We start from the raw sequence: 11382 nt of genomic DNA on the forward strand, positions 1-11382 counted from the left end.
CCTCCGTTCACCTCCGGGCCTGAAGCGCGACGTACGCGGCTCCCACCAAGCCCGCATCGTCCCCCAGGGCTCCGGGCAGGATGCGGGCGGCCTGGAAGGGTGCGGCAAACGCACTCCGCCGGGCGGCCTCCACGAGCGGTCCTTCTACGAGATCCCAGGACCGCGCCACCCCGCCGCCGATGACCACCACCTCCGGGTTGAGCAGGTTCAGGATACTCCCCACCGCAAGTCCCATCATCCGAGCCGCCCGCCCCAGCACCCGCCTCGCCAGGGCATCCCCATCTCGAGCCGCCTCCGCCACCGACCTGGCCGTGATCTCGGGCTGGCCCGCGAGCACGCTGGGCTCTCCCCGACCCAGGGCCTCCCGGGCCGCCCGGGCGATGGCCCGTCCTGCCGCGATCCCCTCCAGGTGCCCGCGCTGGCCGCAGGGGCAGAGGGGGCCGAGGGGATCCACGGTGATGTGCCCGATCTCGCCCGCGGTGTCCGAAGCCCCCCGGTAGAGACGGCCGTCCACGATCAGCCCCCCACCGATCCCCGTGCTCCAGGTAATGTACAGCACGTGCCGGGCTCCTCGGGCCGCTCCCCGCCACCACTCGCCCACCGCCGCGGCGTTCGCGTCGTTCTCGAGGATCACCGCGATCCCCAGACGCTCCTCCAAAAGCGCCCGGAGGGGGACCTCCCGCCAGCCCGGGAGGTTCGGCGGGGTGTGCACGATTCCCTCCGCCACGCTCAAAGGGCCCGGCACGCCCACCCCTACCCGCTCCGGCACCCGGCGCGCCCGCGGGCGGACTTCCTCCACGAGCTCCGCGATGGCCTCCACCACCGCCTCCGGGCCCTCCTGGGGGGTGCGGGCCCGGGCGGTCGCCACCACCTCTCCCTGGGCGTCCACGAGGCCCACCCGGAGGTTGGTGGCCCCCAGATCTACGGCCAGGACCCACTCCTCCATCGAGGTCCTCCAGGCCAAGCCTACCGCAATCCGGCTCCGGGGTGCGGCAGGAGTTTTCGAGCCCCGCATGCAATCCTCTTCCGCAAGACCCCATGCGGGGAGGGAGGCATGGCGACCGTGGGCGTGTACGGGATCGCGATCCTCATCGTCGCCATCTGGCTGCTGTGGAGCTCCGTGAAGATCGTGCGGGAGTACCAGCGGCTGGTGGTGTTCCGGTTGGGCCGCAGCATCGGCCGCCGGGGCCCGGGCGTGGTGTTCCTCATCCCCTTCGTGGACCGGGCGGTGTGGGTGGACCTCCGGGAGGCGTTCCTGGAGATCCCCTCCCAGACCTGCATCACCAAGGACAACGCACCCATCAACATCGACTTCCTGATCTACTGGAAGGTGGTGGATCCCGAGTCCTCCGTGATCCAGGTGCAGGACTTCGCGGGCGCGGCCCGGGGGATCGCCACCACCACCCTGCGGGCCGTGATCGGCGACATCCTCCTGGACGACGTGTTGGCCCGGCGGGAGCAGATCAACCAGGTGCTGCGGGCCAAGCTGGACGAGGTGACGGAGCGGTGGGGGGTGAAGGTCACCGCGGTGGAGATCCGGGAGATCCTCCCGCCCCGGGAGGTCCAGGAGGCCATGACCCGGCAGATGAGTGCGGAGCGCAACCGGCGGGCCGTGGTCACGGAGGCGGACGGGAAGCGGGAGGCCGCCGTTCTGGTGGCGGAAGGCGAGAAACAGGCCGCGATCCTGCGGGCGGAGGGAGACCGCCAGGCCGCCATCCTGCGGGCGGAGGGGTTCGCGCTGGCCCTGGACAAGATCTTCAGCGTGGCCCGAAACGTGGACGCCAACACCATGGCCCTCCAGTACCTGGAGGCCTTAAAGGCGTTGGGCGCGAGCCCCGCCACCAAGTTCGTCTTCCCCATGGAGTTCACGCGCCTGGTGGCGCCGTTCGCGGATCTGGCGCGGGGACCGGATACGGGCCGGTCGGAACAGTCCTGACCCTACACGATGGCCTGGTGGGTCCTGGGATCGAAGAGGTGCAGCCGGCTGAGATCCAGGGCCACGGTCACCTCGTCCCCCATCTTCGCGGAGCTGTTCGCATCCACCCGGGCCACGAGAGGGTGCCCGCCCGCCTCCAGGTAGAGGATCACGTCCGATCCCAGGGGCTCGTGTACCTCCACCTTCGCCCGCAACGTCGCGAAGTGTGGGGGCAGGGCCCCGTTGCGCAGCGCGGCGTCCTCCACGTGCTCCGGCCGGATCCCCAAGATGACCTCCCTGCCCTCCCACGGCTCCACGTAGGCGGTGAGGTCCTGAGGGATCGTCACCCGCCAGCTGCCCGCGTCGAAGAGGAGCGCGGAATCCTGGCGCACCAGCCGGCCCGGGATGAAGTTCATGGAGGGGCTGCCGATGAATCCCGCCACGAACATGTTCGCGGGCTTGTGGTACAGGTTCAGCGGGGTATCCACCTGCTGCACCACCCCCTCCCGGAGCACCACGATCCGGTCCCCCATGGTCATGGCCTCTACCTGATCATGGGTCACGTAGACGGTGGTGATCTGCAGCCGGGCGTGCAGCTTCTTCAGCTCCGCCCGGGTCTGGACCCGCAGGGCCGCGTCCAGGTTACTGAGGGGCTCGTCCATGAGGAACACCTGGGGCTCCCGCACGATGGCCCGCCCCAGGGCCACCCGTTGCCGCTGCCCGCCGGAGAGCTGCTTGGGCTTGCGGTCCAGGAGGTGCTCGATCCCCAGCATGTGGGCCGCCTCCCGCACCCGCCGGTCGATCTCGTGCCTGGGATACCGGCGCAGCCGCAGGCCGAAGGCCATGTTCTCGTACACGGTCATGTGGGGGTAGAGGGCGTAGTTCTGGAAGACCATGGCGATGTCCCGGTCCTTGGGCGGGACGTCGTTCACCCGGCGGTCGCCGATGTAGATGTCCCCCTCCGTGGGATCCTCCAGCCCCGCGATGAGCCGCAGGGCCGTGGTCTTCCCGCACCCGCTGGGCCCCACCAGGACCGTGAACTGCCGGTCCGGGATCTCCAGGGTGACGTTGTTGAGGGCCACCACGTTTCCGAATCGTTTCGTCACCCGGTCCAGGAACACCCGCGCCATGTTGCCCTTCTCCCTCCCGCTACCGCGGCCGCGCTTCAAGCCGCCGCTTCAGCTCGTCAATGACCACCACGGGATAGGGATCCACGCCGTTCAGGTACGCGAGGTACACGCTCACGAGGTCGGCGAAGAACACCAGGGAAATCAGGCGGCTTAGGGCCCCGTCGCCCCGACTCCACACCTCGTGGTAACCCGCGGCCTTGTGGAAGGCAATCTCCCGGGTGATCTCCAGGCGTTGCACCACACGGGACGGATCCTCCCGGTCCCGCAACACCACTACGGTCAGCATCCCGTCCGGCTGACCCGCGAGTGCCCACCCCACCGTCTCGTTGTGGTTGAGCTCCGGGAAAACGTTGTGGACCGCGAACACCTTGCCGTTCTCGTTGAGCTGGGTCTTCCACCGTAAAGCGGCGGGCTCGGTGAGATGGCTGAGGGCATAGACCACGGGGATGCGTCCGGCCAGGGCACGGGCCAGCCGTTTGGCGGGGTTTTCCGCCTCCGGCCGATCCGGCCCCCACTCCCGGATTCGGGCCGCGAGTCCAAAGGCCGTCTCCCGCACCGCTTCCTCCTGTGGCGGGAGGATCCCCCACCGCTCCAGGACCGCCAGCATGGGGGCGAAAAGGTACCCGATGGCCGCCCTGGGCGGAAACCCGGCCGGTAGCGGGACGGTGGGGACGCCCTCGGATCGGGCCCGCTCTCCCAGAATTCCCCCGGAGGTGATGGCCACCCGCACCGCCCCCGCCTGAGCCGCGGCCTCGTAGGCGGCGAGGGTCTCTTCCGTGTTGCCGGAGTAGGAGCAGGCGAAAACCAGGGTCTTCGGGCCCACCCACCGGGGAACGGCGTAGTTTTTGACGACAACCACCGGAATGTCCGCTTGGTCGTGCAGGAGGCCCCGAAGCAGGTCCCCCCCGATGCCGGAGCCACCCATCCCCAGCACCAGGACCTGCTCAACCTCCGGGGAAGGCGGGAGCGGGATCTCCCTCCCCAGCCGGTAGCCTTCCAGGAGGGTCTCGCCCAGCCGCAGCACGAGGCCCAGCATCCCCCTGGGATCGAGGGCCCGGCACCGATCCGGATCGTCGAGCAACCCCTGCGCCATTCCGGGTAAGGATTTCGCGTTCCGTGACGTCTTTCCCTCCGGCGGATACACTACTAGGGAAGTGGTGCGCCACCCGGTAGTGATGCCCGTTTCGGAGGGCACGGGAGAGGCCCTGCCCCTTGCCGCGACCCTGGCCCGGGCCTGGAACGCTCCCCTCCTGCTTTTGGGGACCGTTCTGGTCCCCCCCTCCGAGCCCCTGAGCCGGGGGACCACCGAGGCCCAGATCGTGCGGGAGCGGCTGGAAGAGCTGGCCACGGGCTTCCGGCGGGCGCTGGAGGTGCGCTGCGTCGTGCGGGTGGGGTACGAGGCCTGGGGGGAGATCGCGGCCACGTGCCTGGAAGAGCAGGCGTCGCTATTGGTCCTGGTGCGGGAGCCGGGACGCGAGCACCTCTTCGGTCGCAGCCTGGACTTCCTCCTCCAACACCCCCCCTGTGACCTCGTGGTCCTGCCTCGGGCCCCCCTTGAGGTCTTCCGCACCCCCCTGGTGGGCGTGCGGGGAGGACCCAATGCGGAGCTCGCGCTTCGGGTGGCCCAGGCCTTAGCCCTCCCGCAGGGAGGGGAGGTCACGGCCCTCCACGTCTTCCGAGAGGACATCCCGGAGTCCCAGCGGTGGCGGGAGGAGCGCCCTTACCTCACGGTGATGCAGCAGGAGGTGGCCGCGGGGGTGCGGCGGAAGTTCGCCACGGGCCGGGCCGCGGAGGCGATCGTGCGGGAAGCCCCCAACCACTCCGTGGTGGTGGTGGGGGCCACCGCGGACCCACACCGGCCCGCCATCCAGCCTCCCCTCCGAACCCTGCCCATGCTGGTGGTGGTGCGCAGCTCCCTTCCCGTGGCGGACTGGGTCGCCCTCCGCACCACCCGGGCTTCCTGGTCACGGGCGGAGGTGGAGAAGTGGTTCGCGGAGAACACCTTCCACGCCCGGGAGTTCGCAGACCTGGAGCGGCTCGTGGCCCTCAAGGAGGAGAAGGATCTCACCATCAGCTTGGGCCTACCTGCCCTCAACGAGGAGGAAACCATCGGGGAGGTCATCCGGGTCCTCAAGGACGCCCTCATGGACCGATACCCCCTTCTGGACGAGATGGTGCTCGTGGACAGCGACTCCACGGACCGGACTCGGGAGATCGCGGCCTCCCTGGGGATCCCCGTGGTGCGCCACCCGGAGGTTCTGCCCCAGTACGGCAGCTACCGCGGAAAGGGCGAGGCCCTGTGGAAGAGCCTGTACGTGCTGCGGGGGGACATCGTGGTGTGGGTGGACACGGACATCAAGAACATGCACCCGAAATTCGTGTACGGGCTTGTCGGGCCGCTTTTGCGGGAGGACCGGATCGCCTTCGTGAAAGGCTACTACCGCCGCCCCCTCCAGGTGGGGGACCGACTGTACGAGACCGGAGGCGGACGGGTGACGGAGCTGGTGGCCCGGCCTCTCCTCAACCTCTTCTTCCCGGAGCTCTCGGGTCTCATCCAGCCTCTCGCGGGGGAGTACGCGGGCCGGCGGGAGGTCCTGGAGCAGATCCCCTTCTTCACGGGGTACGGGGTGGAGATGGGGATGCTCATCGACCTCCTGAACCGGTTCGGGCTGCGCACCATCGGACAGGTGGACCTGGAGCAGCGCATCCACCGCAATCAGTCCCTCGTCTCCCTCTCCCTCATGGCCTACCAGATCGTGCAGGTGGTGCTGCGGCGGATGGAGGACCGCATCCAGGTGCCTCTCCTCCCCGAGGCTTCCCGCACCATGAAGCTCATCCGATGGGAGGAAGGGACCCTTGGGCTGGAAGAGCGGGAGATCACGGAGTTCGAACGGCCGCCCATCATCACCATCCCTGAGTACCGGGCCCGCCGGGCGGAACTGTCCCGCGCCAAGCGGGCCCTCCTCACCTAGCGCCGTCCGCGATGCGCACCGCGGTACCGGATCCCCTGGAGCGGTTACGCAACCGCCTGGACATCACCGCGGTGCCCTTTACGGATCGCGGAAGCCGCCTCCTCGTCCTCCGGGAACCCCACGCGTACCGTTTACAGATCCGGGTGTGCGAGCGGTGGCCGAAGTTGGTGCAGGTGGAGGGCCACTACCGGGTACGGCCGCCGCTGGTGGAGGGACTGGCGTTCCTGGATGGGGAGGGGAATCCCCTTCGGTGGGAGCTCGTCACCTATCCGCATGTGCTGCTCTTCCACACCCCCCTGGGTCTGTTCGAGATGGCCTTCGATGGACCGGAGCTGCTGGTGCTGCGCCCCCCGGCTCAGCGGTGCGGGTTACGGTTCTCGGTGCGGGCGGAGTGGGCCGCTCCGGACCGACGGGGCGGCCGCACCCGGGGGGTGCGTCACCTCGCCTACACCACCAATGCCCGCATCCTCCGCAACGAGGTCCAGCAGGAGGGTCCGAACCTGTGGCGCGTGGAACTCGGGGTAGAGGCCACCCCGCAGACCCAGATCACCCTCAACATCACCCCGCGGCTGGGGTTTGACCGGCGCATCCGACCCTACGATCCCGTGGCGGAGGCGGAGCGACGGTGGCGGGCATGGTTTGAGGCGGTACCGGAAGTGGATTCGCGCCTGCGGCCCACTTACGACTACGCGTGGTACCTCCTGCGGGCAGGCCTCCTCAGCACCCGCTACTACCTGACGCGGGAGGCCCTGGTCCCCTCGAAGATGCACTACGTGGGGCTCTGGCAGTGGGACGCCTTCTTCCATGCCCTCGCCTACCGGTACGTGGACCCCATGCTGGCCACGGACCAGTTCCGGGTCCTCTTCGACCACCAGCGGCCCGACGGCCGGCTGCCGGATTGCGTCTTCGATGAAGGGATCGTGGAGTACCTGGAAGAGCCCGTCCCGGGACTCGTCACCAAGCCCCCCGTGGCGGGGTGGGCCCTCTGGAAGGTGTACGAGGAGATCCAGGATGCGGACTTCGTCGCCGAGCTGTACGAGCCCCTCTCCCGCTGGCAGCGGTGGTGGCTGGAGCACTGCGACACGGACGGGGATGGACTCCCCGAGTACCACCATCCCTTCTCCTCCGGCTTGGACGATAGCCCCCTGTGGGATTTCGGGATGCCCGTGGTCTCGCCCGACCTCCCCACCTACCTGTGCCTGCAGGCGGAAGCCTTGAGCCGCATGGCCCGGGTCCTGGGAGAGGAGGAGGAGGCGGAGCGGTGGGAGGCGGAGGCGGAGGGACTCGTACGCCGGATGGTGGAAAGGCTCTACGACCCGGAAACCGGGATCTTCTGGGCCCATCGGGTTGCCGACCGGAGAGTGGAGCGCATCCCTGTCCTTACGCCCCTGAGCCTCCTCCCCCTGTGGACGGGGCGCCTCCCGCGGTCGATGGTCGAGCGACTCGTGGCGTATCTCGTGGACCCGCAGCACTTCTGGACCCGTTATCCCGTCCCCAGCGTCGCCCGATCCGATCCTCACCATCGGCCGGATCGCATGTGGCGCGGACCCACCTGGGTGAATCTGAACTACATGCTCATCGAGGGCCTGCTCCGGTGCGGGGTGCGGGACGTGGCCCGAGCCCTGTGCGACCGGACGCTGGAGATGGTGGCGTTGCACCCGGACATCAAGGAGTACTACCACCCCGAGACCGGCGCGATCCCGCCCGGGGCAGCCTCCGGATTCGGGTGGTCCGCGGCGCTGTATGTGGACCTCGCCATTCGCCGGTCCCGGGGGGAGATCTAGGAGGGGAAAAATCGAGACCGTCCGCCAGGTGCTCCAGGAGCTCATCCATCCCGCGGCCGTGGCCTCTGCGGTGCGCGCGGTGACCGCCATCGTCTTCCTCCTCCTGGGGGCGTACGCGGTGAACGGGATCGGTCAGCGGGTGGTGGAACGGGTCCTCCGTCCCCCGGAGGGCGCCCCCAACTACGTGGCCAGACTGCAGCGGGCCCGCACCCTCCTTCCCCTCGCCTACGGCGCCATCCGCTACACGGTGTACTTCGTGGCGGGGCTCATGGTCCTGCGGCAGCTGGGCGTGGATCCGGCGCCGCTGTTGGCGAGCGCGGGTGTTGCGGGCCTCGCCATCGGGTTCGGGGCTCAGGCCCTGATCCGGGACAGCATCAGCGGGTTCTTCCTCCTGCTGGACGGGCTCATCCAGGTAGGGGATGTCGTCACCGTGGGACCGGATACGGGGGTGGTGGAGCAGATTGGGCTGCGCACCACCCAGATCCGGCGGTTCACGGGCGAGGTGGTCACCATCCCCAACGGCGAGCTCACCCGGTTCCGGAACTACACCCGGGGTCCCCTCCGGGCGGTGCTCACCATCGGGGTGGGCCGTAAGGAAGATCTGCGACGGGTGGGGGAACTCCTGCACGAGGCGGTGGCGGCCTGGCGGCAGGACCACCCGGAGGCCGAGGCCGGAGAACCGGAGGTCCAGGCCCTGCTGGAACTCGGTCCCCAGGTCCAGGTCCTGCGCCTGGTGATCCCCGTGCAGCCCATGAGCCTGTGGCGGGCGGAGCGGGAGCTGCGCCTGCGGATCAAGGAGAGGTTGGAGGCGGCAGGCGTCGAACTGGTCTCCATCGGCCCTTCGGAGACGGCGGCATGAAGGGATCCCATCCGGGCGGAAGGCCACGGACGCTAGGCATCATCCTCGCGGGGGGACGCGGGGAGCGGCTGCATCCCCTCACCCGGGATCGCAGCAAACCCGCGGTTCCCTTCGGCGGCCGGTACCGGATCGTGGACTTCGTGCTCACGAACTTCATCCACTCCGGCATCTTCTCCCTCTACATCCTCGTGCAGTACAAGTCCCAGTCCCTCATCGACCACCTCCGGCACGGCTGGCGGGCCACGGGGCTCCACGAGGATCACTTCCTCCTGGTGGTCCCTCCCCAGATGCGGTGGGGGGAGACGTGGTATCGGGGGACCGCGGACGCGGTCTACCAGAACCTCAACCTGGTTCGGGACTACGAGCCGGAGCTGGTGGCCATCTTCGGCGCGGATCACGTGTACCGCATGGACATCTCCCAGATGATCGCCTTTCACCAGGAGGTGGGGGCCGACGCCACCGTGGCCGCCCTCCCGGTGCCCCTCGATCGAGCGAGGGCCTTTGGCGTCCTGGAGGTGGATCCGGATGGGCGGCTTTTGGGATTCGAGGAAAAGCCCGTGGAACCGCGGCCCATCCCCGGCCGCCCCGAGGATGCCCTGTGCTCCATGGGGAACTACGTGTTCTCCGCGGACGTGCTGGTGGAAGTCCTCGTGGAGGACGCCGGACGGGAAACCGACCACGACTTCGGCCGCACCATCCTCCCCGCCATGCTCGGCCGCTACCGGGTCTACGCGTACGACTTCCACACCAACCACATCCCGGGCCTCAAGCCCTACGAGGAACCCGCGTACTGGCGGGACATCGGCACGCTTTCCGCCTACTGGGAGGCGCACATGGACCTTTTGGGTCCACAGCCCCGGTTCGACTTGCAGAACCCGCAGTGGCCCATCCTGGGCGCGGCCTATCCCGGGCCGCCCGCCCGCATCCTGCAGGGGGAGGTGTACGACACCCTCCTCGCGGAGGGCACCGTGGTGGAGGGCGGCCGCGTTCGAAGATCCGTGCTCGGGCGGGGTGTGCACATCGAGCCGGACGTGGAGATCGAGGAGTCGGTCATCATGGACTTCACCGTGGTGCGCCGGGGTTGCAGACTGCGACGGGTCATCGTGGATCGGTACAACGTCCTCGAGCGCAACACCGTCATCGGGGAGGATCCGGAGGAGGACGCGCGCCGCTACCACCGGGACCGCTCCGGCCTCGTGGTCCTCCCCCGGGGCCCCACCCGTGCCCGGTTTTAGGGAGTGTAGGAGGGGGCGGCCTTGAGGGATCTCACTCCCCGGGAACGGGGGCCAGCCCCTCCGGGGCGGTGGGCCGACCTGAAGGGAGCCAGTGCACGGAGATCAGGGCCAGCAGGGCGAACCCGAGGGAGACGGCGAACACGAAGCTCAAGGAACCCGCCAGGGCATCTCGGGCCTCCGCCAGAACCCTCCCGGAGAAGACCTGCACCCCTACGGGGGTCAAGATCTCCTGAATCCGCTGGGGGGAGACCCCCTGCGTGGCAAGGCGCAAAAGCAATAGGTTCCCCAGCAGGCTCACCCCTACGGATCCCCCGATGTTCCGGGAGAACAGCACCAGGGAAGTGGCAAGTCCCCGCTGTTCATAGCGCACGGAGGTCTGCACCGCGAGGATGAAGGTCAATGCCGCGCAGCCGATCCCGATCCCCAACAGCGCGGTGGCCCCCTGCACCCACGTCCCGGGCACGGAGGGATGAAGGCGGGTGAGGAAGGCAAGTCCGCCGCTGAAGAGGGCGAGACCCAGGGTGACCACGGGCCGGAACCCGAACCGCAGGATGAGCCGGCTACCTACCAAGCTCGCGGTGGTCCATCCCAGCATCAGGGGGGTGAGGGCGAGCCCCGCGTCCGTGGCGCTCCTCCCCTGGACGCCCTGCACGAACAAGGGGATGTAGTAAATGCCTCCGCTGAACGCCGCTCCCACCAGCACATTGCTGACGGTACTCACCGCCACCACCCGGTTCCGGAACAGTTCCAGGGGGAGCACGGGATCCTCCGCACGGCGCTCCCACAGGAGGAGGGCGGTTCCCAGGATCACCCCCGTAAACACAAACCCGGGGCGAATCCTCCCGCCCTCGACCCCCAGCAGGAGGGTGACCACGGCGGCCACCATCAGGAGGGCACCGGCCACGTCCAGGGAACCCGGTTGATGTCTTGGACGCTCCGGGTACGCGCGGGCCACGATCCACAGGGCCAGGAGCCCGACCGGCAGGTTCGCGTAGAAGATCCACCGCCACGACCAGACGCTCACGATGAAGCCTCCCAGCAGCGGTCCCAGGATGCTGGCGAGCCCCCACATCCCGCTGAAGAGCCCCTGGATCCGGGCACGTTCCTCCAGGGTGTACAGATCCCCCACGATGGTGATGGCGATGGGGAGGAGCGCCCCCGCGCCGATCCCCTGGACCGCCCGAAACGCCACGAGTTGGTGCATGGAGCCGGCCGCGCCGCACAGCACGGAACCCGCAAGGAAGGCCGCGATCCCGAACAGGTACACGCGGCGGCGACCGTACCGGTCCGCGAGCCGACCGAACACCGGAGTCCCCGCGGTCATGGTGAGGGCGTAGCTGGCCGCCACCCACGGGTAGAGCTCGAAGCCATGCAGGAGGCGCGTGATGGTGGGTAGGGCGGTCGCGACGATGGTGGTGTCCAGGGCCGCCAGGAACATTCCCAGCATCACCGCCAGGGTCACCACCCGCCGTTGCCGTGGATCCACC

The 11382-nt window shown here is 69.0% G+C and carries 9 protein-coding genes; 5 read left to right on the forward strand and 4 right to left on the reverse strand.

The window, feature by feature from the left end:
• Positions 1 to 7: 7 nt before the first annotated feature.
• Entirely contained in the window at positions 8 to 946 is a 939-nt protein-coding gene (locus tag QN206_02975) for an ROK family protein (GenBank protein MDR7613766.1), read from the reverse strand.
• A gap of 108 nt (positions 947 to 1054) precedes the next feature.
• Here QN206_02975 and QN206_02980 point away from each other — a divergent pair, with 108 nt between their 5' ends.
• Positions 1055 to 1936, forward strand: coding sequence for an SPFH domain-containing protein (locus QN206_02980; protein MDR7613767.1), 882 nt, complete (start codon positions 1055 to 1057; stop codon positions 1934 to 1936).
• A gap of 2 nt (positions 1937 to 1938) precedes the next feature.
• Here the strand turns inward: QN206_02980 and QN206_02985 are convergent, their stop codons facing one another.
• On the reverse strand, positions 1939 to 3045 hold the full coding sequence (locus QN206_02985; GenBank protein ID MDR7613768.1) for an ABC transporter ATP-binding protein: 1107 nt from the start codon (positions 3043 to 3045) through the stop codon (positions 1939 to 1941).
• Between the two features lie 19 nt (positions 3046 to 3064).
• Complete coding sequence (locus QN206_02990; protein MDR7613769.1) at positions 3065 to 4138, reverse strand: bifunctional phosphoglucose/phosphomannose isomerase; 1074 nt, start codon at positions 4136 to 4138, stop codon at positions 3065 to 3067.
• A 64-nt stretch (positions 4139 to 4202) separates the two neighbouring features.
• On the opposite strand from QN206_02990, the gene QN206_02995 reads away from it, so the two are divergent.
• The 4 genes from QN206_02995 to QN206_03010 are packed head-to-tail and all read left to right on the forward strand — an operon-like array spanning position 4203 to position 9895.
• Positions 4203 to 6017 carry a glucosyl-3-phosphoglycerate synthase gene (locus QN206_02995; GenBank protein ID MDR7613770.1) on the forward strand — a complete coding sequence of 605 codons (1815 nt, stop codon included), beginning with the start codon at positions 4203 to 4205 and terminating at the stop codon, positions 6015 to 6017.
• Between the two features lie 11 nt (positions 6018 to 6028).
• Positions 6029 to 7801, forward strand: a complete 1773-nt coding sequence (locus tag QN206_03000; protein ID MDR7613771.1) for a trehalase family glycosidase — start codon at positions 6029 to 6031, stop codon at positions 7799 to 7801.
• A gap of 28 nt (positions 7802 to 7829) precedes the next feature.
• Complete coding sequence (locus tag QN206_03005) at positions 7830 to 8660, forward strand: mechanosensitive ion channel family protein (GenBank protein MDR7613772.1); 831 nt, start codon at positions 7830 to 7832, stop codon at positions 8658 to 8660.
• Positions 8657 to 9895 (forward strand): glucose-1-phosphate adenylyltransferase, encoded by a 1239-nt coding sequence (locus QN206_03010; GenBank protein ID MDR7613773.1) that lies wholly within the window; start codon positions 8657 to 8659, stop codon positions 9893 to 9895. Before QN206_03005 ends, QN206_03010 begins: the two co-directional genes overlap by 4 nt.
• Positions 9896 to 9926: 31 nt before the next feature.
• Here the strand turns inward: QN206_03010 and QN206_03015 are convergent, their stop codons facing one another.
• Positions 9927 to 11381 carry an MDR family MFS transporter gene (locus tag QN206_03015; GenBank protein MDR7613774.1) on the reverse strand — a complete coding sequence of 485 codons (1455 nt, stop codon included), beginning with the start codon at positions 11379 to 11381 and terminating at the stop codon, positions 9927 to 9929.
• Position 11382: the final 1 nt, after the last annotated feature.

The sequence above is a fragment of the Armatimonadota bacterium genome (assembly GCA_031460175.1).
Lineage (GTDB): Bacteria > Sysuimicrobiota > Sysuimicrobiia > Sysuimicrobiales > Sysuimicrobiaceae > Sysuimicrobium > Sysuimicrobium tengchongense.

What these genes read in the sequence shown, in the direction of transcription:
- QN206_02990 (MDR7613769.1), bottom strand. Translation starts at nt 4,138, where the DNA reads ATGGCGCAGGGGTTGCTCGACGATCCGGATCGGTGCCGGGCCCTCGAT.
- QN206_03010 (MDR7613773.1), top strand. Translation starts at nt 8,657, where the DNA reads ATGAAGGGATCCCATCCGGGCGGAAGGCCACGGACGCTAGGCATCATC.
- QN206_02985 (MDR7613768.1), bottom strand. Translation starts at nt 3,045, where the DNA reads ATGGCGCGGGTGTTCCTGGACCGGGTGACGAAACGATTCGGAAACGTG.
- QN206_02975 (MDR7613766.1), bottom strand. Translation starts at nt 946, where the DNA reads ATGGAGGAGTGGGTCCTGGCCGTAGATCTGGGGGCCACCAACCTCCGG.
- QN206_02980 (MDR7613767.1), top strand. Translation starts at nt 1,055, where the DNA reads ATGGCGACCGTGGGCGTGTACGGGATCGCGATCCTCATCGTCGCCATC.
- QN206_03000 (MDR7613771.1), top strand. Translation starts at nt 6,029, where the DNA reads ATGCGCACCGCGGTACCGGATCCCCTGGAGCGGTTACGCAACCGCCTG.